This is a genomic window from Corynebacterium kalinowskii (assembly GCF_009734385.1).
Lineage (GTDB): Bacteria > Actinomycetota > Actinomycetes > Mycobacteriales > Mycobacteriaceae > Corynebacterium > Corynebacterium kalinowskii.
This window is the reverse complement of sequence record NZ_CP046452.1, coordinates 1,935,666-1,957,588: the sequence shown is the minus strand read 5'-3', so window position 1 is coordinate 1,957,588 and position 21,923 is coordinate 1,935,666. Positions and strand designations below refer to the sequence as shown.

Annotated in this window: 23 protein-coding genes; 7 read left to right on the top strand and 16 right to left on the bottom strand. The window is 59.5% G+C overall.

Translation table 11 applies throughout. From position 1 onward, the window contains the following. The first annotated feature begins 204 nt into the window (after positions 1–204). On the top strand, positions 205–1,260 hold the full coding sequence (locus tag CKALI_RS09330; RefSeq protein ID WP_156193089.1) for a Cj0069 family protein: 1,056 nt from the start codon (positions 205–207) through the stop codon (positions 1,258–1,260). 36 nt (positions 1,261–1,296) lie between these two features. Here CKALI_RS09330 and CKALI_RS09325 read toward each other — a convergent pair whose 3' ends face one another. From CKALI_RS09325 to CKALI_RS09290, 8 genes are all read right to left on the bottom strand, one after another. Continuing rightward, positions 1,297–2,262 (bottom strand): lactate/malate family dehydrogenase, encoded by a 966-nt coding sequence (locus tag CKALI_RS09325; RefSeq protein WP_197079675.1) that lies wholly within the window; start codon positions 2,260–2,262, stop codon positions 1,297–1,299. A gap of 15 nt (positions 2,263–2,277) precedes the next feature. Next, a complete protein-coding gene (locus CKALI_RS09320; RefSeq protein WP_156193088.1) occupies positions 2,278–4,215 on the bottom strand; it encodes an OPT family oligopeptide transporter in 1,938 nt (645 codons plus the stop codon). A 30-nt stretch (positions 4,216–4,245) separates the two neighbouring features. Continuing rightward, positions 4,246–4,599: a DUF3151 domain-containing protein gene (locus tag CKALI_RS09315; RefSeq protein WP_156193087.1), complete on the bottom strand. Its 354-nt coding sequence runs from the start codon at positions 4,597–4,599 to the stop codon at positions 4,246–4,248. After that, positions 4,599–5,246 carry a peptidylprolyl isomerase gene (locus CKALI_RS09310; RefSeq protein ID WP_156193086.1) on the bottom strand — a complete coding sequence of 216 codons (648 nt, stop codon included), beginning with the start codon at positions 5,244–5,246 and terminating at the stop codon, positions 4,599–4,601. The genes CKALI_RS09315 and CKALI_RS09310 overlap by 1 nt, the downstream gene beginning before the upstream one ends. Positions 5,247–5,248: 2 nt before the next feature. Then, the gene (locus CKALI_RS09305) at positions 5,249–5,824 is read right to left on the bottom strand and encodes a Maf family protein (protein ID WP_156193085.1); all 576 of its coding nucleotides are present in this window, start codon (positions 5,822–5,824) and stop codon (positions 5,249–5,251) included. Between the two features lie 91 nt (positions 5,825–5,915). Further along, the gene (locus CKALI_RS09300; RefSeq protein WP_156193084.1) at positions 5,916–6,128 is read right to left on the bottom strand and encodes an acyl-CoA carboxylase subunit epsilon; all 213 of its coding nucleotides are present in this window, start codon (positions 6,126–6,128) and stop codon (positions 5,916–5,918) included. Positions 6,129–6,148: 20 nt separating this feature from the next. Beyond that, positions 6,149–7,774: an acyl-CoA carboxylase subunit beta gene (locus CKALI_RS09295; protein ID WP_156193083.1), complete on the bottom strand. Its 1,626-nt coding sequence runs from the start codon at positions 7,772–7,774 to the stop codon at positions 6,149–6,151. A gap of 188 nt (positions 7,775–7,962) precedes the next feature. Next, positions 7,963–9,561, bottom strand: a complete 1,599-nt coding sequence (locus CKALI_RS09290) for an acyl-CoA carboxylase subunit beta (protein WP_156193082.1) — start codon at positions 9,559–9,561, stop codon at positions 7,963–7,965. A gap of 213 nt (positions 9,562–9,774) precedes the next feature. Between CKALI_RS09290 and CKALI_RS09285 the strand changes: the two genes are divergently transcribed. Together CKALI_RS09285 and CKALI_RS09280 are read left to right on the top strand one after the other, a co-directional pair. Next, positions 9,775–10,542, top strand: coding sequence for a biotin--[acetyl-CoA-carboxylase] ligase (locus tag CKALI_RS09285; protein ID WP_156193081.1), 768 nt, complete (start codon positions 9,775–9,777; stop codon positions 10,540–10,542). A gap of 92 nt (positions 10,543–10,634) precedes the next feature. Next, positions 10,635–10,982: a hypothetical protein gene (locus tag CKALI_RS09280; protein ID WP_156193080.1), complete on the top strand. Its 348-nt coding sequence runs from the start codon at positions 10,635–10,637 to the stop codon at positions 10,980–10,982. 147 nt (positions 10,983–11,129) lie between these two features. Here the strand turns inward: CKALI_RS09280 and CKALI_RS09275 are convergent, their stop codons facing one another. Beyond that, positions 11,130–11,579, bottom strand: coding sequence for a hypothetical protein (locus tag CKALI_RS09275; protein WP_156193079.1), 450 nt, complete (start codon positions 11,577–11,579; stop codon positions 11,130–11,132). A gap of 90 nt (positions 11,580–11,669) precedes the next feature. Between CKALI_RS09275 and CKALI_RS09270 the strand changes: the two genes are divergently transcribed. From CKALI_RS09270 to CKALI_RS09260, 3 genes are read left to right on the top strand one after another with little or no spacing between them, the layout of a single operon-like run. Further along, positions 11,670–12,827, top strand: a complete 1,158-nt coding sequence (locus CKALI_RS09270; protein WP_231580569.1) for a 5-(carboxyamino)imidazole ribonucleotide synthase — start codon at positions 11,670–11,672, stop codon at positions 12,825–12,827. After that, positions 12,827–13,327, top strand: coding sequence for a 5-(carboxyamino)imidazole ribonucleotide mutase (purE, locus tag CKALI_RS09265; RefSeq protein WP_156193077.1), 501 nt, complete (start codon positions 12,827–12,829; stop codon positions 13,325–13,327). The genes CKALI_RS09270 and purE overlap by 1 nt, the downstream gene beginning before the upstream one ends. Beyond that, complete coding sequence (locus tag CKALI_RS09260) at positions 13,328–13,780, top strand: YdcF family protein (protein WP_156193076.1); 453 nt, start codon at positions 13,328–13,330, stop codon at positions 13,778–13,780. It abuts the gene before it with no gap. Here CKALI_RS09260 and CKALI_RS09255 read toward each other — a convergent pair. From CKALI_RS09255 to CKALI_RS09230, 6 genes are all read right to left on the bottom strand, one after another. After that, positions 13,777–14,409, bottom strand: a complete 633-nt coding sequence (locus tag CKALI_RS09255) for a response regulator transcription factor (RefSeq protein ID WP_156193075.1) — start codon at positions 14,407–14,409, stop codon at positions 13,777–13,779. The two genes, CKALI_RS09260 and CKALI_RS09255, sit on opposite strands and share 4 nt — an antisense overlap. After that, positions 14,406–15,539 (bottom strand): sensor histidine kinase, encoded by a 1,134-nt coding sequence (locus CKALI_RS09250; RefSeq protein ID WP_156193074.1) that lies wholly within the window; start codon positions 15,537–15,539, stop codon positions 14,406–14,408. Before CKALI_RS09250 ends, CKALI_RS09255 begins: the two co-directional genes overlap by 4 nt. A gap of 10 nt (positions 15,540–15,549) precedes the next feature. After that, positions 15,550–16,386 (bottom strand): hypothetical protein, encoded by an 837-nt coding sequence (locus tag CKALI_RS09245; RefSeq protein WP_156193073.1) that lies wholly within the window; start codon positions 16,384–16,386, stop codon positions 15,550–15,552. 4 nt (positions 16,387–16,390) lie between these two features. Then, on the bottom strand, positions 16,391–17,050 hold the full coding sequence (locus CKALI_RS09240) for an ABC transporter ATP-binding protein (RefSeq protein WP_156193072.1): 660 nt from the start codon (positions 17,048–17,050) through the stop codon (positions 16,391–16,393). 166 nt (positions 17,051–17,216) lie between these two features. Further along, complete coding sequence (hypD, locus tag CKALI_RS09235; protein WP_156193071.1) at positions 17,217–18,350, bottom strand: hydrogenase formation protein HypD; 1,134 nt, start codon at positions 18,348–18,350, stop codon at positions 17,217–17,219. Further along, a complete protein-coding gene (locus tag CKALI_RS09230) occupies positions 18,347–18,610 on the bottom strand; it encodes a HypC/HybG/HupF family hydrogenase formation chaperone (RefSeq protein WP_156193070.1) in 264 nt (87 codons plus the stop codon). The genes hypD and CKALI_RS09230 overlap by 4 nt, the downstream gene beginning before the upstream one ends. Positions 18,611–18,684: 74 nt before the next feature. Between CKALI_RS09230 and hypE the strand changes: the two genes are divergently transcribed. After that, positions 18,685–19,788 (top strand): hydrogenase expression/formation protein HypE, encoded by a 1,104-nt coding sequence (gene hypE / locus CKALI_RS09225; RefSeq protein WP_156193069.1) that lies wholly within the window; start codon positions 18,685–18,687, stop codon positions 19,786–19,788. On the opposite strand, the gene hypF is transcribed toward hypE, so the two are convergent. Next, positions 19,785–21,923: a carbamoyltransferase HypF gene (hypF, locus tag CKALI_RS09220; protein ID WP_156193068.1), complete on the bottom strand. Its 2,139-nt coding sequence runs from the start codon at positions 21,921–21,923 to the stop codon at positions 19,785–19,787. The genes hypE and hypF overlap by 4 nt on opposite strands.

Genomic DNA, 21,923 nt, shown 5'->3' with positions numbered 1-21,923 from the left:
GGGACAGGGATTGATAGTTTCCACCATAGTCACGAGGTTTCTGGCGGGGTCACAATCCGGGGGCAAATGTGGCGTGTTCCGCTGTGGCTTAGCGCACCACTTTGCAGTTGGCGCTGCAGAGGGGGCTACGGATAGATAAGATTTTTCTTAACCAGGTTCGCGACGTGCTGACCTGCCAAATCCTCTATGCAATTAGGAGAACTCATGAAGAAGGCAATCGTCGTATTCGAGGTAGAAGGCGGCTCTGACAAGCAGCTCAACGGTCACCGCAAGGACACCATGCCAATCGTGGAGGCAATTCGCGAAGCTGGCTACAACTCTGAGGTCGTGTTCTACCGTCCAGAGTGGTCCGAGAAGATCTTTGAGTACGTTTCTGAGAACTTTGATGCCTACATCTCCCGCGTTAACCCAGGCAGCATCCCAGGTGGCGAGAAGGGCTACTTCGAGCTTCTGACCAAGCTCTCCAAGGAAGCCGGCCTCATCGGCATGTCCACCCCAGAAGAGATGATGGCTTACGGTGCTAAGGACGCACTGGTCAAGCTCAATGACACCTCTCTGGTTCCAGCTGACACCGCTGCGTACTACGACGTTGAGACCTTCCACAACACCTTCCCAACCTCCATCTCCTACGGCGAGCGCGTTCTCAAGCAGAACCGTGGCTCCACCGGCGAAGGCATCTGGCGCGTACAGCTCGAGGACAAGACCCTCGAAGTTGAGCCAGGCACCGCACTGCCACTGGACACCATCCTGCGTTGCACCGAGGCTGTGGACAACCACACCGAGCTCAAGCCACTGGGCGAGTTCATGGACTTCTGCGACCAGTACATCGTCGGCGACAACGGCATGCTCGTGGACATGCGCTTCTGCCCACGCATCGTCGAAGGCGAAATCCGCATCCTCCTCGTTGGCCCACACCCAATCTTCGTGGTCCACAAGAAGCCAGCTGCTGGCGGCGACAACTTCTCCGCAACCCTGTTCTCCGGTGCTAAGTACACCTACGACAAGCCAGAGGCATGGCAGGAGCTCATCGACATGTTCGCTGAGGCACGTCCAGTTATCGCTGAGAAGCTCGGTGGCGACAACATCCCACTGATCTGGACCGCTGACTTCATGCTCGCCGACGGCGAGAACGGCGAAGACACCTTCGTCCTCGGCGAAATCAACTGCTCTTGCGTTGGCTTCACCTCCGAGCTCGACATGGGCATCCAGGAAATGGTTGCCAAGGAAGCTATCGGCCGCGTAGAGGCTAAGTTCGCTTAAGTTAGTTAGGCCAAATGTGGCCCTTCGATCGGATTTTTACCTTCGGTAATCGTCCGGTTGAGGGGCTATTTTTGCTGTGGTCTCTTTGATTGCGGCTGCCGACCTTTCGAGCGCCGCCCGCTCCCACTCGTTGAGCGTAGGGCAGTAGCGCTGTAGTGCGCCGCCAGCTCCGATGAGCGTCGGGACCGAGAGCGCGACATCATGCAGGCCGTATTCCCCGCGCAAAGTCGTGCAGGCGGGAAGGATGATCCGCTCGTCCAGTAGCACGGCCCGCGCCATCGCTATAGCTGACTGGGCGACACCCGCGTTCGTCCAGCCCTTGTGATTGAACACTTCATAGGCCGCGTCTACGACGGCGGTGGCGACGTCCTCGGGATCCATCGGCAGCCCGAATTCCTCCAGCGACATACCTGCGATGGTGACGTGGCTGAGCACTGGGAAGGCCGACAGGCCATGTTCGCCCATCATGTACCCCTGAACAGATAGCGGGGATACCCCGGCACGATCGGCAACGATCCGGCGAAGTCGCGCGGAATCCAGCATCGTGCCGGTCCCGAAAATCTTGCCCGCTGGATAATCGAATTCGTTCTCGGCTACGTACACCATGGAATCCAGCGGATTGGTGATGAGGATAATGATGGCCTCGCGTGTATGCGCGGTGATCCCCGTCATCACTTCGCGAATGACCTTCGCATTGTGTGGCGCGAGCGATGCACGATCGGGCTTTTCTTCGCCCTCTCCCGACACCATCGACGGCCCCGCGGCCACGATGATGACATCAGCGTCGGCGCACTCCTCGTACCCACCTGCGCGCACGCTTATCGACGCCATCGAGTGCACACCAGTGGCCTGAAATTGATCAAGGGCCTCGCCATGGGCTACCGCAACGTCCGCATCGATCGCGACGATTTCACCGAAGAGCTCGGTTTTCATCGCGTCTGCAAGGACGTAGGAGCCAACATGGCCGAGGCCGATGACAACGAGTTTATGGGGCTTAATCATAGCCCCACGATACCGCTAAGCTTTCTGGCGCTGCACCCACTTGTACAGGGCGATCGTGATGGCAGCGAAAATGACGAAGCCGAGGTATTTCGCCGGGCTTTCGAAGGATTCGCCCACGATAGCCAGTGGCTCTTCCTTGCCAGTGCCGCCGATGATGCCGGCCAGCAGCACGCCGAAGAGAGATTCGCCCACGATGAGGCCGGTGGCCAGCAGCACACCCATCCGCTTCATTGGCTCACCACCATGGTTTTCGGCCCACTTGTCGTAGGCACGACCGATGAAAGCGCCGATCGGGATGATGAGGGTGAGGCTGATTGGCAGGTACATGCCCATGCCGACGGCCAGCGGCGGCAGGCGGAACTTAGAGGTGGTCTTTGCGAGAACCTCATCGATAATGATGATGCCGACGCCGATGGCAGCGCCGAGCCCAATCAGGTTCCAGTCGAGGGAATCGCCGAAGATGCCCTGCGCGACGGAGGACAGCAAAGCTGCCTGTGGCGCAGCGAGGGCGTTTTCGCCGGCTCCAGGAGCACCCTGGAAACCGAAACCGGTGAGCATCAGCTGCAGCACTGGAGGGATGATCGCGGAGCCGAAAATGACACCGAAGATGAGGGCAAGCTGCTGCTTCCACGGGGTCGCGCCCACCAACTGGCCGGTCTTGAGATCTTGGAGGTTGTCGTTAGAAATCGTGGCGATACCAAACACGATTGCCGCGGTGAACAAGGTGTAGGCAACGAGCGTGGTTGGGTCCTCGCCACCGGCCAGGACCTTGATCAGCAGCGCAGCGGACAGGACAACGATAATGCCGACGCCGGAAATTGGGCTGTTCGAAGCGCCGATCAGGCCCGCCATGTAGCCGCAGATTGCTGCCACGAGCAGGCCCACCAGCAGGATGTAGATGATGCTCAGCAAGATCAAACCAGTGGAATGATGCGCAATCGAGGTGTCCTTGGTGAACAGCCACAGCAACAGGCCGACAGGAATCATCGAGGCAAGGGTTACTCCGGCGACAACAGGGAACGGGATGTCGCGTTCCGTGATGTCGACTTCCATGCCGCCCTGACGCGCACGCGAGGACGTCAAAGAGCTCTTGATACCCGAGACGATTGGGCCGATGATCTTGAGCAGCGTCCATACGGCCGCGACGGCCATGGCGCCAGCGCCGACGAAGCGAACGTCGTGGGAGAACGTGCTGGAGATGACCTTGGCAATCGCCCCGGTCTCTGGAAGATCACCAGCAGTAAAGATCGGGAGCAGTACGCCATAAGAAATCAGTAGGCCGACGATCATTGCGATGCCGACGCCAACGCCGACGAGGTGACCGACACCGATGAGAGCGAGGGACATGGAGGAGGCCACCATGGTGCCACCAGATCCGACGCGGAAGGCCGTCGACAAGCTGCCGGCCGCAACCTTGAGCGCAGCGAGCAGAGAGTAGCCAGCCGATGCCAGGGAGCCCCACAGGATGACCTTCAGGCCCTTCTTGTTCTCTTCTACGGAGCCGTTATCATCGCCCACGCGCAAGACTTCGGCAGCCGCGACACCCTCTGGGTATGGCAGGTCAGAGCCAGTGACCAGGGCGCGGCGCAGCGGAATGGAGTAGGTGACGCCCAAGACGCCGCCGATGGCGCAGACTGCGGCGGTGGTCCAATAGCCGAAGCCCTGCCACCAACCGATCATGACCAGGCCGGGCAGGACGAAGATGATGGCGGACAGAGTGCCCGCGGCGGAAGCGATGGTCTGCACGATGTTGTTTTCCTGGATGGTGTGTCCAGCGAACTTGCGCAGAATGGCCATAGAGATGACGGCCGCAGGGATCGAGGTGGCGAAGGTGATGCCAACCTTGAGTCCGAGATAGACGTTTGCGGCAGTGAAGACCAGTGTGATGAGTCCACCGATGATCACGCCGCGGAGGGTGAGCTCTCTCACCGAGGTTCCGGGTTTGTTTTCCATGGAGAAAAAACTTACCCGCTTAAGGGTGAATTAACCTAGTAAAGCTTCCGTCATGGAGTTGTCGCAGTCCGAAAGTAGGGCGCGGCAGCGGTCGTACTCTTTGTGCTCGCCGATCCCGCGGGCAGCCAGTGCGAGCTGGGCAATCGCTTTGAGTACGCCTTGGTTTGGCTCATGTGACCAGGGCACCGGTCCATAGCCTTTCCAGCCGTTACCACGAAGTAAGTCGAGACCGCGGTGGTAACCAGTACGTGCGAATGCGTAGCGTGCGAGTGGATCAGTGGCCTGCTCCGCGAGGATTGCCCACGCTTCAGGGTTTTCCGGGCATTCGTATGGATCAGTTGAATCAAAAGCGGGGACGTGGACTGGCGGGGGTGTCAGTTGCATTACTTGACCTCTGCTTTCAGGATCTTCACTTCGGTAGCTGGCGGGCCGTCCGGGGAACCGGTAGCGGTACCCTTCTTCGCAATGTCGCGCACGACCTGCAGCGACTTGTCATCCATCGCGCCAAACAAGGTGTAGTTCGGAGGTAGCGGGGAGTCCTCGTAGTTCAGGAAGAACTGGGAACCATTGGTGTTCGGGCCGGCATTCGCCATGGCAATGGTGCCGGCCTTGTACAGGCCCATCTCGCCAGTGCCCGCCGGATATTCGTCAGCGAAGCTAAAGCCAGGACCGCCGGAACCCTTGCCCGATGGATCGCCGCACTGCAGCACGAAGATCCCATCAGTGGTCAGGCGGTGACACACGGTGTTGTCGTAGTAGCCCTGCTTTGCCAGCGAGCTGATGGCGCCCACGGTGCAGGGCGCCTGGTCGGCGTTGAGCTGCATCGTGATGTCGCCGGCGGAGGTGCTCAGCTTGAGATCGACGGTACCTGCAGGAGGGTTCGCATCAGGCTTGTCGACGTCCTTCGCCGCAGTCCTGCCGTCCTTGTATTCACAGCTGCCTGCAGCTTGGGACTTTGTATCGTCGCTGCCACATCCTGCCAGCGCAAGGGCGCTGAGGAGCAGAGAACTAAGAAGTACTTTGTTTTTCATGATCACCAAAAATCTGAGACGGAATAACCGAAAGAATACAGGGCTTTACGGACCAGGGGGAGGGAAAGCCCAATTACGCTCGATGGATCGCCATCGATGCGGTCGATGAACCAACCGCCCATCGCTTCCAGTGTGAACGCTCCGGCGCATTGCAAGGGCTCCCCGCTGCGCGCGTAGGCCGCGATATCCTGATCTGTCGGATGCCCGAAGTGGACAATGGTTCGCGATGTCCCGGTGAAAGTTCCACCCGGAGAAATGACGTGATGCCCAGTGATGAGCTCAGCCGCCTTGCCGCGTTGCTGCTGCCATCGTTCGATCGTCTTTTCCACGGTGTGCGGTTTGCCCTGCAGCTCACCGTCCAACAAGAGCATAGAGTCGCAGCCGATCACCACGTCATGGGGGAAATCGACAGCCTCAGCCTTGGCTTGAGCAAGCTTCTCGACGACCGGAGGTGTGGCACCGAATTCAGCGATGATCGCATCTTCGTCGACATCGGCAGGGGCGATGACTGGCGTGATTCCGGCCGATTCGAGAATCTTCTTTCGCGAAGGCGAGGCAGAAGCTAGTACGAGGCGCATGAGCTCAAGGATAGCGGACGAAAAAGCCCGCGACCCCGACGTTCGCTAAAAGCATTCGTCGGGGTCGCGGGCTGTTTCCCACCCGTTCTACTTAGAAGTAGGTCACGTTGTGGAACGCGTTCGGGTTGTAGGTTGCCGGGCGCTGAAGACGCTCGGAAAGGCTGCCCCAGTTGTTGCGGTCAGGCTTTTCCTCAGGTGCGCCTGCGGCTGCCAGACCAGCGAAGAGCGTCGTCAGAGCGGCCACCTGGGTGTCGTCTGGGTTGCCCTTCGTGATGGTCAAAAATGGCTTTTTGGTTTCTTCCATGAGGAATCCTTAACAGTTCTTTACAGCGGGATGTTGCCGTGCTTCTTGGCAGGAACGTTGACGACCTTGCGCTCCAGGAGACGCAGGCCCTCGATGATCTGGCCACGGGTCTCGGATGGCGGGATAACGGCGTCGACGTAGCCGCGCTCAGCAGCCATGTATGGGTTAACGAGGGTCTCCTCGTAGTCCAGCTCGTATTCCTTCATCAAAGCTGCAACGTCCTTGCCCTCGGCAGCGGCTGCCTTGAGCTCCTTGCGGTAGATGAAGCCGACAGCGCCGGAAGCACCCATGACGGCGATCTGTGCGGTAGGCCATGCCAGGACGAGGTCAGCGCCCATGTCCTTGGAGCCCATCACGGTGTAAGCGCCACCGTAGGACTTACGGGTGATGACGGTGATCTTTGGAACAGTTGCCTCAGAGTAAGCGTAGAGGAGCTTAGCGCCACGGCGGATGATGCCGTCGTACTCCTGGTTGGTGCCAGGAAGGAAGCCAGGAACGTCAACGAACTCGATGATTGGAACGTTGAAGGCGTCACAGGTGCGGACGAAGCGAGCAGCCTTCTCGGAAGCCTTGATGTCCAAGCAGCCTGCGAACTGCATTGGCTGGTTGGCGACGATACCGACGGAGCGACCCTCGACGCGACCGAAGCCGATGACGATGTTCTCGGCGTAGCCTTCCTGGATCTCCAGGAACTCGCCGTCGTCAAGCACGCGGGTGATGACGTCCTTCATGTCGTAAGGCTGGTTCGGGGAGTCTGGGATGATGGTGTCCAGCTCGAGGTCAGTGTCGTTGATGTTCTCCTGGATGGAACCGACCATGAAGTCAGCATCCATGCGAGGAGCCTCAGCGCGGTTGTTGGAAGGCAGGTAGCCAACCAGGTCGCGGACGAAGTCCAGAGCGTCGGCATCGTCAGCACCGGTGTAGTGGGAGGTGCCGGACATTGCCATGTGGGTGTGAGCGCCACCCAGCTCTTCCTGGGTGACCTCTTCGCCGGTGACAGTCTTGATGACGTCTGGGCCGGTGATGAACATCTTCGAGGTCTTGTTCACCATGACGATGAAGTCGGTGATTGCTGGGGAGTAGACGTGTCCGCCTGCACAAGCGCCCATGATCAGGGAGATCTGCGGGATAACGCCGGAAGCCTGAACATTGCGGTAGAAGATCTTGGCGTAAGCGCCCAGGGAGACAACGCCTTCCTGGATACGGGCGCCAGCGCCCTCGTTGATGCCGATCAGCGGAACACCGGTCTTGACAGCCAGGTCCATGATCTTGACGATCTTCTCGCCGTAAACCTCACCAAGTGCACCACCGAAAACAGCGCCATCCTGGGAGAAGACACAGACCTTACGGCCTTCAATGGTGCCGTAACCCGTGACAACACCGTCGGTGACTGGGCGACGAGCGTCCAGGCCGAAGTTCTTGGAACGGTGGCGAGCCAGCGCGTCAACCTCAACGAAAGAGCCCTCGTCGAGCAGGTACTCGATGCGCTCGCGTGCAGTCTTCTTGCCCGCAGCGTGAACCTTCTCGATGGAAGCTTCACCCATTGGGGCGTGGGTCTCGGCAATGCGGGCACGCAGGTCGGCCAGCTTGCCAGCGGTGGTCGTTAGATCAGGCGTCTGTGCGCCAGTGTTCATTGCGGCAGTCATGGGAATCAGTCTATGTGGTAGACCCACTTTTGTTTACTGAGTGGGCAATCGAATTGGTCGGAACCCTAAAACTCGTGGTGATTCGACCCGCTTTTAGGGGTAAAAGCGGGGTAGATCACGATTCGCCCGGCTCCAGTGTGATCGTCATAACTTCAATCGCGTTGGCAAAGTTTGCGAAAACGGCTGAATTACAGCGGAATGTTGCCGTGCTTGCGGGCAGGACGAATCACGTTCTTGTTGCGAAGCAGGCGAAGATTCCGGGAGAGCTGCTCGCGGGTCTCGGATGGCAGGATCACAGCGTCGATAAGCCCGCGCTCGGCGGCGGCATATGGGGTGAGCATGTGGTCCTCGTACTCACGCTCGAAGGACTTCACTAGCTGGTCAACATCCAGACCCTTAGCCTGAGCGTCCTTGATCTCGCGGCGGTAGATGAAGCCCACCGCGCCGGCTGCGCCCATGACCGCGATCTGGGCGGTCGGCCACGCCAGATTCAGGTCGGCGCCCAGACCCTTGGAGCCCATAACGCAGTACGCTCCGCCGTAGGCCTTGCGCATGGTGACGGTAATCTTCGGGACGGTCGCCTCGCCGTAAGCGTAAAGCAGCTTCGCGCCGCGACGCAGGATGCCGCCGTACTCCTGGCCAGCGCCCGGAAGGAAGCCAGGGACGTCGACGAGCATGACGATTGGGATATTAAAGGCATCGCAAGTGCGGACGAAGCGAGCGGCCTTTTCGGAGGAATCGATGTCCAGGCAGCCGGCGAAGTGCATCGGCTGGTTTGCAACGAAGCCGACGGACTGGCCGTCGATGCGGCCGAAGGCAATGACGACGTTTTCGGCGCGGTCAGCCTGGATTTCGAAGTAATCGGAATCATCCGTGAGGACGGCGATGACATCGCGGACATCGTAAGGGGTGGTCGGGGTGTCCGGGATGATGGAGTCAAGCAGCAGATCGTCCACGGACTGCTCGAAAGGCTCGGCGTCTTCCACAGGCGCGTAGTCGCGATTGTTGCTTGGCAGGAACTCCAGCAGATCCTGCACCCACTCCAAGGCTTCCTCATCGTCCTGGGCCACGAAATGGCAGTTGCCGGCGGTGGACATGTGGGTGGAAGCGCCACCCAGCTCCTCCTGTGAGATGATCTCGCCGGTGACGGTCTTGATCACATCTGGGCCGGTAACGAACATCTTGGATTGCTTATCCACCATGACCACGAAGTCAGTTAATGCAGGGGAGTATGCGTTGCCGCCCGCGCAGGCGCCCATGATGACGGAGATCTGTGGGACCACGCCCGAGGCGTTGACGTTGTGATAGAAGGTGCGTGCGATCTGGTCTAGGGACACCACGCCGTCCTGGATGCGGGCACCAGCGCCCTCGTAGAGGCCGACGAGTGGGCGACCGGTGGTGACGGCCAGCTCCATAATCTTGATCATTTTCTCGCCGTAGACCTCGCCGAGTGCGCCACCCATAATGGTGCCGTCCTGGGAGAACACGCAGACCTCGCGGCCATTGACGGTGCCCCAGCCGGTGACAATGCCGTCCGTGACCGGGCGCTTGGCGTTCATTCCGAAGTCGTGAGTGCGGTGACGGGCGAGCATGTCGGTTTCCACAAAGGAGTCCTCGTCCAAGAGGAAGTCGATGCGCTCACGTGCAGTGAGGCGTCCATCGCGCTCCTTGGAAATGGTCAGAGCTTCGCTCCGGCGCGCCTTCAGATCGGCAATCTTCTCGGATGTCGTGGCGTGCGCTGCGGTTACTGGTTCCTGCAGGCGAGGCAAAGGTGAGGAAATGGTCATGTTTGGGGATTGTAAAGGGATTTTTGGTTAGTTTCTACTAAGAAACCAAAATAGTTGAGGTTTTGCTCACGTTTGCGCTGTTCAGGGTATAAAAGAAATCTGCGTCACACCGGCGTGTCGCAAGGGGTGATTAAGACGGTGTATTTCTAGATTCTGTCCTGGGGATTTGCGAACCGGAATGCGGAATTTTACTTACGGCTAAACTGACTCAGTATGAGAACGCCTTTGGATGTCGAAAAACTGCGCGCACTGCCACTTCCGCGCATCGACTACACCGCCGAAACTGGCTCTACTAATGCTGACCTGGTGAAAGCAGCCCTGGCAGGCGCGCCCGAGTGGGCCGCCGCCGTTACTGAATTCCAAAGTGCAGGCAGGGGGCGCCACGGCCGAGTCTGGACGGCTCCACCGATGTCCCAGGCGACTCTTTCTATCTTGATCCGGCCTTCTTCGGCAGCGGTGGACCGACTGGGAACCATGCCACTAGTTACGGGCCTCGCGCTCATTGACGTCCTCGGTGCGGACTACAACGCCACCCTGAAATGGCCCAATGATGTGCTTATCGACGGGCGAAAGGTCTGTGGCATCCTCGCTGAAGTCGCGCAGTTCCAGCCGTCTCCGGCCATCGTGATTGGTCTGGGCGTTAACGTGTCGCTGACACAAGAAGAATTGCCGGTTCCGCATGCTATTTCCTTAGAGATGGTCGGCGACCCGGTGGACCGTACCCAGCTGGTGGGGGCGATCCTACTTGCGCTGAAGAATCGTCTGACGCAGTGGATGAACAATGACCCATCGCTAATGAATGACTACCGAGCGGTGTGCAGTTCGATCGGCCAGCAGGTGCGCGTGCATTTGCCCGGCGACAAAGAACTGCTCGGGGAATGTGTAGGCGTGGCCGATGACGGGCTCATCCAGGTGCGCTCGGAAGATGACGAGGTTCATGCCATTGCCGCTGGCGACGTAGTGCACTTGAGGTTGCAATGATGGGCGAAGCTGTTCGGTACGACCTCACCTCGTCCTTATCCTCTTTGACCTTTCCGGTTATTGAGGCGCTATTTCTCACGGCCGTCTGCTGGATGGCAATCGGGTGGGTGGATGTGCAGGGCATCCCAGACCTTCACAATGGCATCGTGGCACTGTGGGCGCTACTGATGCTGTGGCGGCTGATCCTTCCAATCATGCGCTCGCGTCGTCAGCGCTTTGCGATCACGGACCAACGGATCATTGTTCGTGCAGCAAGCTTCGGGGCCCGCGAGGATTCGATCCCGCTGGCGCACGTGCTTGGCGCATACAAGCGCAAAGGCGCCCTCTATGTGGACGTGGCTGGGATGGGGCGGCCGCTTGTATTTCGGGATGTGCCAAGGGCCAAGAAAGTCGCGATTGAAATCAATGAGCTGGTGGGGCAGCGGGGCAGAGGCTGGTAGGAAGCCGAGCTCTTAGTTGGCATTGGGTGCGTTGTCGCAGGAATGAGGATAAATCCGCTCACTACTGACTCTTCAATGGGGCTGCCGCCTATCCCGATACTAGATGGGATTTCGACGATAACCTCAATTATTGGCACCGGCCTAACATCACATGCTCCATCCGAAATCATCGGAAGGTTTGGTTTCTAGTTTTGTAGCATCAGATGAACGAGCACTGATGGTCACGCCCCACGGAATCTCGTCGATGTAGGCAAACAGTCGGGGCGTATCTTCGTGGCTTAATCCGAAGTGGCTGTCCCACGCGAATGCCCGAGAGTCCACCCCCAAGATGATCTTCGTGACGAGCATCCACAGGCACTCATTGTCGGTGGTCAGATCGATTCGCCCGCAGGGGAGTTTATAAGTCTCGGCCATTCGCTTGAGGTCGAAAAGTAGCGGCACGTGCAATGTCCACGAAGGCTGGTTTTCGGTGGTGACTATCGCATCGGGGTAGAACAACAGGTCGTCGGTAAGCTGCACATAATCGCCGAGTTCGATGCCGCTTCCCGCGCACATTTTTGCCCACGTCGCGGGAAAAGCGCTCCTATCGAATGCCATAAATCCCAGGTTATTCGAGTAGCACGCCACCCGCTATAGTTATTAGCCGTGACTTACAACATCGATAATCCGGCAGCGCACGCACCAGACATGCCAATTCTGTGTGTGATTGGCGATGGGCAATTGGCTCGCATGATGCAGACCGCAGCGATCGAGCTCGGTCAGTCCGTGCGCGTGCTGGCCAGCTCGCTGGAGGAAAGCGCCGCGCAGGTCGCTGCCGATGTTGTGCTCGGTGATTACACGCTTATCGACGACCTCCGCGCCGTCACCAAGGATGCAACCGCGGTTACCTTCGACCACGAGCACGTGCCGAACGAGCACTTGGAAACTCTGATTTCCGAGGGCGTGAATGTCCAGCCTCGCCCGGCAGCGCTGATCAACGCGCAGGACAAGCTGGTGATGCGCACGCGGCTCAAGGAGCTAGGCGCGCCTGTGCCTCCATTCGCAGCAATTGAAAGTGTTGAAGACGCAACCCAGTTCTGGACCGAGGTCGAAGGCCGAGTGTGTCTCAAGGCCCGTCGCGGTGGTTACGACGGCAAGGGTGTCTGGTTCCCTTCTTCGCTGGACAACCTGCAAGAGCTGACCGAAGAACTGCTAGCCAACGGCACCCCGCTCATGGCCGAGGAAAAGGTCAACTTGGTTCGCGAGCTCTCCGCCATGGTCTCCCGTCGGCCATCTGGTGAGGTCAAGGCCTGGCCGGTAGTGGAATCCATCCAGCAGGACGGCATCTGCTGGTTTACTATCGCTCCGGCTCCTGGCCTTAAGGAAGAGCTGAGGAAGCAGGCAGAAGAAACTGCTATCATGACCGCAGAAGTCCTCGGCGTCACCGGCAACCTGGCTGTCGAGCTTTTCGAGACTCCAGAGGGGATCTTCGTCAACGAGCTGGCCATGCGCCCGCACAACACCGGCCATTGGACTCAGAATGGCTGCGTGACCGACCAGTTTGAGCAGCATGTCCGCGCGGTCCTAGACATGCCACTGGGCAGTACCGACACACTGCAGGAATGGACCGTTATGGCTAATGTGCTCGGCGCCGCTGAGGATCCAGAGATGCCGATGCCACAGCGCATGGTCGAGGTGTGGCAGCGCTTCCCAGAGGCGAAAATCCACTTCTACGGCAAGGGGCATCGTCCGGGCCGTAAGATCGGCCATGTGAATATGACGGGCAATGGGGACGTCGAAAAGCTGCGTCGAAACGGCGAGCTCGCCGCCCACTTCCTCGTGCACGCGGAATGGAAGGATCAGTAATGGAACCACTCGTAGGACTCATCATGGGCTCGGACTCGGATTGGCCGACTGTCGAGCCAGCCGCCGAGGTGCTCGCGCAGTTCGATATCCCGTTTGAGGTGGGCGTTGTCAGCGCACACCGTACCCCAGAGCGCATGCTTGCTTATGCCAAGGAGGCACACAAGCGTGGTCTGAAGTGCATCATCGCTTGTGCGGGCGGCGCTGCCCACCTGCCGGGCATGGTTGCTGCTGCTACGCCGCTGCCGGTCATCGGCATCCCGCGCGCGCTAAAGGATCTCGACGGTATGGACTCACTGCTGTCGATCGTGCAAATGCCTGGTGGCGTGCCGGTTGCGACCGTGTCTATCGGCGGAGCAAAGAACGCTGGCCTGCTGGCTGCGCGCATCCTTTCCGCTGGTGATGCTGCTCTCGTGGACAAGATGGTCACCTACCAGGACAACATGCGTGATGAAGTTCTCGCCAAGGACGAGGCCCTGCGCCAGCGTCTCATGGAGGGCTAAATGCACGAGCCGGTGCTGATTCTGGGCAGCAGGCTTTTGGGCGGCCGTCCCGGCAGCACCCTCACCCGTCGCCTTGAAGCGGCCTTGCCCTATGCGCTGGAATCCCTGCACGTGGTGGTATCCGGCCATATGGGTGAAGCAGAAGCGATGTTTCAGTGGCTCGTGGAGCACGGGGTTGCCCCGGATGTGATCTCGGTGGAGAACCAGGCCCGTTCGACAAATGAAAATCTGGAGCAATCGTTTGCCCTGCTCAAAGGGTATCCCTCGTGGGTGGTGGTGACTAGTGACTTCCATTCACTAAGGACCAAGATGTGGGCTTGGCACCATGGGCTCACCGTGCAGCTGGTCACCGCGAAAACTCCGTTCCGGAAGGCACCGAAGATGTGGCTGCGTGAAGTATTGGCACTCCCGCATTCCCTGGGCAGGATCCTCTGGCGACGGGTGCGGGGCTAGCTAATCACTCCGGCCCGGAACGCCCAGATCACTAGCTGCACCCGCGAACTCGCACCTACCCGGGCCATCGCCGAGGACAGGTGGGTTTTGACCGTCGACGGCTCCAAATACAGCTCCCGCCCGATTTCGATATTCGTTAAGCCCCGACCGAGCGCGCGAACGCAGTCCAACTCCCGTGCGGTCAGCAAGTCTGAGTCAACTACCGCCCGCGCTTTTCGACGCCCAAATTCCGCGATCACTCGCTTGGTCACCGACGCATCGACCATGCCTTCGCCTGAAGCAGCACGTTTGACCCCCTCGATGAGGTCGGTCATGGGGGAGTCTTTGAGCATGACGCCACAGGCTCCGGCTTCGAGTGCACCGAAGACGTACTCGTCGAGGTCAAAGGTAGTAATGACGATGATGGCGGGCGGGTCCTCACGCTTATTGATTTCGGCGGTCGCATAGATCCCGTCGCCGTCCGGCATTCTGATGTCCATGCAGACCACGTCCACGTCGTGAGCTTTGGCGATCGCTTCGTTCCCAGAACCAGCCTCGGCGACAACGGCAATCTCGCCGGTGGCCTCAAAGATCGCTTTGAGCCCCTGGCGGATGAGGGGCTGATCGTCCACCAAAAGTACGCGAATCATTGCTTCCTCCATGTGAGCTGCACGAGCCAGCCGTCAGGTACCGGTCCGTTGAACGCAGTCGCACCTACGGCGTGTGCGCGTTCCTGGATACTGATGGTGCCACGGCCTGATGCTCCGCGCTGGTAGGAGCCTGGCGTGAAGATGCGCAGCTCATCGTCACTCAGAGTGACGGTTACTGGTGCACCCGGGGCATGTTTACGGGCATTGGTGAGCGCTTCCTGGGTGATGCGATACGCCGCGACCTGTTCAGCTCCCACCAAATGCGAAGAGTCGTCGAAATCCACCTGTTGCCCCAGCATGCGGACCTCCTCGATCAGCGCAGGAATATCCGTGGGCTGTGGCACGCGTTCGGTTTCGGCATCCGACACTGACAGCTTGCCGACCGTCGCGCGAACGTCGCGGAGCGCACGAGTGATCGAGGCCGACACATGGTCTAAATGCTGCTTGGATGCTTCAGGATTGACGTCGATAAGCGCGCGGGCAGCTTGAGCCTGAATGGCGATGGCGGAGAGGTGGTGGGCAGTGGTGTCGTGGAGTTCGCGGGCGATGCGGGCGCGCTCCTCGATGATCGCGTTGCGCTCGGCGAGCTCAGCTTGTTTGGCTAACGAAGCGTTCAGCTCGCGGCTGCCACGGACTGCGAGCCCGATGCTGAAAAATATGAGGAGGGGGAGGAGCCAGCCGAGCGTGGTGAGAAGGGAAAATACGGGACGAGGCATCTCGGCCATGGGAGGAGTAGTCAGGGCGCGGAAGATGCCGACGACCAGCCCGGATGCGGTCAGGACTATCGAGTCCCGCAGTTTGGCACGAGTGTGCAAACCCAAGGAAAAGGCCGCCACAGCCGCCGCAACGCCGTTGAAACCAAAGCTCTGTTCGCCCGTGGCTAGGGAATACAGCGGAATCACGAGTTCGACTGCAGAAATGGCTAGCAGAATGAGCATCGGAAACTGGCGGCGAAACAGTAGTAGCGCGCTTTTGATGACGATGCCAACCAGAACCAGCCAATATTGAACAGGCGAGATGTCGAAGTTGAACGTGGCCGGCACCACCGCGCTGACCATCAAGAATCCGAACAGATCCAGTCCCAGCACGATGGCGGCCAGCGCAATATCCCTAGTTGAGGGTCGAAGCATATCTTCCAGCTTAGAGGTTGGCGCGGCCAAACCGGGCGAGTCCCAGTCCCAGGCTCAGCACTGCCCATCCCACAAGAGCGGCGATGCCCGTCCACGGATTGGCGGTCTGCATGAGGCCTTGACCGCCCGCGGTGGTCACCGCAGAGGTGGGGAGCCAGCCGTAGACGATCGGATCCCAGCCAGCCATCGAACCAATCGTGCCGAAAATGACCCCGGCCATGAGTACCGCCACCACGATTCCGATGGCAGCGCCCACCTTCCGAACGGCCAGAACGACACCCACGATAGAAGTAGCTAGCAGCACAATCGCCAGGCTGCCTCGGAGCCACATCACCACAGTATCTCCAGCGGGAGCTACCAACGACGCGCTGTTCATGGGGGCTGCCACCAGGGAAATCACGGTGGTGAGGGCGCACGCACCCACGCACACGAGGAGAACCGCTCCAAGTACCGCGGCTGTCAGACTTAAGGACCACCTCATGCGCGAGCCGGTGCCGACAACTTTCCAGACCACAGCGCCACTAGAGAAGGCGTAGCTAGCAGCAGTTATGGTCAGCGCGACGATGGCGATGAGAAACATGGAGAGACCCGAAGATTGGCCAGATCCGGTGATATCGAGGGCAGCTAATTGAAAGTCGGCGGTTACCGGGTCTGCGGCGTCGATCAGCGCCTGGACCTGCTCGCCTGCGGGGCCGTCACCGGCCTGGGGCGGATCGATCTTGAGCAGAAATGGTAGAGACCATTGCAGGATTGCTCCGACACCGGCCAACACTATCGACAACACGGCGACGATGGTCACGGTCGGAAGTTTCCGAATCGTGTAAAACTCAGATTTGAGTGAATTCATTGTTCTAGCCTTTCGAAGTGAGAGTGAAGTAGGTGGATTCCAGGTCATCGATGCTGCTGAGCGCGCCGTTGAAGATGGTTTCGCCGCGTGCGATGATGACGACATCGTCGGCGATAGCTGCGGCTTCCGCCAGGTGGTGCGTGGCCATGATGATGGCCTTCCCTCGATCAGCCTCGGAGCGCATGAGCTGCCCAAACCACCGAATTCCGTCAGGATCCAGCCCGGAAGATGGCTCATCGAGAATCACAATGTCTGGGTTTTGCAGCATGGCGCCCGCCAGGGCTACTCGACGCTTCATCCCCAGCGAATAGGTCTTGATCCGCCGGTCGCAACTGTGCGCCATGTCGACCAAGTCCAGAACTTCCTGCACCCGCTGCTTATCGACGCCATAGAGCTTCGCCATGGACAGCAGGTGCTGTCGACCAGTGAGGGAGGGGACCAGGCCGCCATCATCAAGGAGCAGACCGATGGTTCCGTGAATGTCTTTTGAACCCTCGGAATTGATCAGTCCCAGGGCTGCACGGAGAGTGGTGGATTTGCCTGCACCATTAGGGCCGAGCAAGACGGTGATGCGGCCAGGAGATGCAGACAGGTTCGCCCCATGGACGACCTCAGTGCCATTGAAAGAGACCCGGATATCGCGGGCAACAAATGTGGTGTTCATGACTCTTACGTTATGGCTGGCCACCACGGAAAACATCGGCTAAGCAGGCACTCTTTGACCTCCGCCAAATGGGGGAGGTAGCCAGATGTAAGGATCGTCGGATTCGGTAAAGCAGCCGGACGAATTCACCCCAAATCGTCAGGCTGCTTTACCAGATTCAGCACGGTTAGCTCTGAGCCAATTGCGCCGTGGCGTCACGGTCAATACGGCCGAAGTTGTAGTACGCCGCGCAAGCGCCCTCTGGGGAAACCATGCAGGTGCCGATCGGGGTCTGCGGTGTACAGGCAGTGCCGAAAACCTTGCATTGCCAAGGCTTGATGCGTCCGGTAAGAACGGAGCCACATTCGCAGGCTGCGGGGTCTTCGACTCGGTTGCCTGGGACATCGAAACGCTTTTCAGCGTCCCATTTGGCGTATTCGGGTGCGATGCCCATGCCGGAGTTATCCAGCCAGCCGAGGCCACGCCATTCGAAGGTGTCGCGCAGCACGAAGGTGCGATCGAGCAAGGCCTTCGCTGCTGGGTTGCCTTCAGCGCGCACCACGCGGGCGTACTGGTTGTCCACGCGCTTGTCCTCGTTGTGCGCGAATTGCGATACGAGCATCGCTACGGCCTGCAGGATATCGAGAGGTTCGAAACCAGCCACGGCGCACGGCATGCCGAATTCTTCCACGAGGAAGTCGAAAGCGTGGGTGCCGATGATGGTGGAAACGTGACCAGGCCCAATGAAGCCGTCTACTTTGGTCTCGCCGCCGTTGACGATCGCGCGCAGTGGGGGCTCGATAGTGACGTGGTTGGAGAAGACGGAGAAGTTGGCAATGTCCTTCTTGCGCGCTGCCTCCAAGGTCACTGCAGTGGACGGGGTGGTGGTTTCGAAACCTACGGCGAAGAAAACCACCTGCTTGTCTGGGTTGTCTTCGGCCAGCTTCAACGCATCCAAAGGAGAGTAGACGAAGCGGACATCGCAGCCCTTGGCGCGCGCTTCCAAGAGGGACTCATTGGAGCCTGGTACGCGCATCATATCGCCGAAAGTGGTGAGGATGACATCGGGCTGATTGGCGAGCCAAATGGCGTCATCCACGCGGCCCATGGGGATCACACATACTGGGCAGCCGGGACCGTGGACGAGATCCACGTTTTGCGGCAGCAGGTTTTCCAGGCCATATCGGTAAATCGTGTGGGTGTGTCCACCACACACTTCCATCAGCCTGACAGGTTCGTCCAAAAGCGCTGCATCGTGTTCGATGCGCTTTAGCAAGGCCTTCGCAGCCTCGGGATCGCGGAACTCGTCGACGAATTTCAAATCGAACTCTCCTTAAACGACTCCAGCTCATCCTCAAAGGTGTTCGCACCGAGTTGCTTGATTTGCTGCAGCGTCAGTTGGGCTTCGTCTTCGTCGATCTTGCTGAGGGCGAAACCGACGTGGACGAGGACCCATTCGCCGACGGCGAGGTCCTCGGTCATGAGGTCAGTCGAGATCATGCGGGTGACACCGCTAATGGATACTTTCGCGCGCGCAGGTTCTGGAATTTCAACGATCTGCGCAGGAACGCCAAGGCACATATGTTCTCCTTCGAATATGGCCTTGAGCTTACCAGCGCTACCATTGTCGGTAGTACTCACAGCAAGGAGCAGCAATGGATCCGAAGAACCGTCTCAACGAGGACGAAACCAAGGTCAATTCCAACATTGAGCGTGTCCGGTCACGCCCGTTCCGCTTGTTGGAGGACCGTGTCACCCTCGCCCACGGCGCTGGTGGCAAGTCCTCCGCAGCCCTCGTTGAGCAGGTCTTCTTCGACGCGTATGGCAATGATCTGCTCGCCCAGGGCGGAGACAGCGCCGTAGTATCCGCCGCCGAGCTTATCGATGCCCACGGCTCCAAAATCGCAATGTCGACCGATTCTTATGTGGTCAATCCGATTGAATTCCCGGGCGGCAACATCGGCGAGTTGGCGATCAACGGCACTGTGAATGATCTCTCAGTTGCCGGCGCGATTCCGAAGCTGATTTCAGTGGCTTTCATCCTGGAAGAGGGGCTTGAGTTTGAAACGCTGCGCCGCATCGTGGCATCCATGCGCGAGGCAGCAGACAAGGCTGGAGTGACGATCGCGACCGGTGACACCAAGGTGGTGCCCAAGGGGACTGGCGACAAGGTCTACATCACTACTGCCGGTATCGGCGTGATTCCGCCGGAGCGCGAACTCGGGTTCGAGCAGGTCCAGCAAGGTGACAAGATTATCGTGTCCGGGCCGATCGCTGACCATGGCATGGCTGTGATGATGGCCCGCGGTGACCTGGCCATCGAGGCGCCGATCGAGTCCGACACCCGCTCAGTGAACGATCTAGTGGAAGCACTGATCAAGACTGCGGATGTGCGCTGGATGCGCGATGCTACCCGTGGTGGCTTGGCCACGTCCATGAATGAGATGGCTCGTGCCACCGGCAAGGCCGTAGTGCTGGAGGATTCCAAGATCCCCGTGCGCGATATGACCCGCGGTGCCTGTGACATTCTCGGCATCGATCCGCTCTACGTTGCCAACGAAGGCACCTTCGCTGCCGTTGTCTCTGCTGACAGTGCTGATGCCGCTGTAGCTGCGTTGCACGCAGCAGGGGCGGAAGGCGCCTGCGTCATGGGTCGTGTTGAGGACGAGCCCGCAGCATCTGTTGTCCTGGTTACCGGTTTTGGTGGCACCCGCATGGTGGACATGCTGGTGGGTGATCCGCTGCCACGCATTTGCTAGTTTTCTTCGAGATACAGCCTTCCGGCCAGGGCCTGGCCGAGGCTGAGCCCACCGTCATTGGCGGGCACACTTGTATGCTCCAGGAGCTCCAGTTCAGCAAGCTCGGTTCGTAGAAATCCCATGAACAGCCGGTTCAGGGCGCAGCCGCCGGTGACGCCCACAAGCGGGATGCCGCACTCCTGCAGCGAGCGGGCGATGAGCACCGCGCTGCCGTGGTGAAAGCGCATGGCACGTTCCGGAACTGGCACTGAAGACTCCAGAACTTCCAGCATGAGTTCGCGCCAGGTACTGGCGGCGGAGCGCAGCGACCCAGTGGCCGCCCGTTCCAGCTCCATGGCGGCCTGCGCCTCGTAGGTTTGCTCGGTGCACACTCCGAGCATGGCGGCGACGGCGTCGAAAAGCCTGCCCATGGATGATGTTTGCACTAGTCCGATTCCCTTGCTGAGCTGCAAGGACACCTGCGCGGCCTCTTCATGTGAATAGGAAAACGGCAAATCCCAGGCGTGGGCGAGGCCCATGGCGAGCCGCCAGGGTTGGCGCACCGCGCGGTCGCCGCCGACGATGGGGAAGTGTGGCAGGTGCCAGGCGTGCTCGAAAGAACGTAGGTCTTCCGAAAGCACCAGGATTTCCCCGCCCCATACCGTTCCGTCTGTTCCGTAGCCGGTGCCATCCAGTGTCGCGCAGGCGAAGGGACCCTCGAACCGGCCATGCGAAGCCATCAGAGACAGTGCGTGCGCATAGTGGTGCTGAACTGGCAAAACAGGGTAACCGGAGCGCTCCGCCCACGCGGTGGTGGCGTAATTTGGGTGCATGTCGCACACCACGAGCTCAGGCTCGCAGCGCTGCATCGTCAGCATTTGCTGCACCGAGCGATCAAAGGCTTGTTGGCTGGCGAGCGAGCCCATGTCGCCAATGTGCGCAGAGACATGTGCAACGTCATCATGCGCCAGGCAGAACGTGTTTTTCAGCTCACCGCCGACAGCGAGAACTGTGCCCGAACCGGGAAGCGGGAAGGGGAGGGGAGCGTACCCGCGGGAGCGGCGTACCGGCATCGACTCCAGAAACACGGAGTCTTCCACCGGCACGTAGATATCGCGGTCGTGCAGCAAGAAGGCATCCGCGAACTCACTGAGCCGAGCTATGGCGCCCTCGTTGGTAAAGCACAGTGGTTCGCCGGAGAGGTTTCCGGACGTGGCTACCAGTGGGCGGTCCACCAGCAAGGTGTGTAGCGGTGTGTACGGCAACATGACGCCCACGTCCGACAGCCCCGGAGCCACCGAGGGGGCGAGGTCATAAGTACTGCTCATTGGCGCAATCACTATCGGATGTGCTGGGGACTCCAACAATTCCTGCTGTTCATCCGTCAATACCGCGAAATCTAAGTCAGGTGTCATCACCGCGAAGGGCTTGCCGGGCCGGGCTTTTCGACGCCGCAGCTCGGCCACAGCTTGTTCATTTCGGGCATCGCAGAGCAGGTGAAAACCGCCGAGCCCTTTGACCGCCAGGATCTTTCCTTGGACCAGCAGCTCCTGAGCCGTACTGATGGGATCTTCCGAGTCGATTCCTTCCAGCCACAACCGCGGGCCACAGTTTGGGCAGGAAATCGGCTGCGCGTGATAACGGCGATCATTGACATCCGTGTATTCAGCCGCGCACTCCGGGCACATCGGGAACTTCTTCATCGTGGTCAGCGGACGGTCATAAGGGAGATCCTCGATGATCGTCAGCCGCGGCCCGCAATTGGTGCAGGTAGTAAACGGGTACTGGTACCGCCTATTTGAAGGATCAGCCATGTCGGCCAAACAGTCTGCGCACGTCGCCACATCAGGTGGCATGAGAGTGCGCACTCCGGGGACATGGCGCGAGGACACGATGCGGAAGGAATGGTCGTCGATAAGCGGCAGTTCCTCGGTGGTGACAGACAGTACGCTCGCAAGTGGTGGCAGGGTGACGAGCACGGCGTCGATAAACGCTGAGACGTCGGAGGGCAAGCCCTCGGCCTCGACAAATACCTCGCGGTCATCGTTCCCGCACAGGCCAGTAATGGGGAAGCGGGCCGCCGTTTGAGCTACATGCGGGCGAAAACCAACGCCTTGAACTACGCCGCGCAAGCGGTACAGCCGACGAATCTTCAT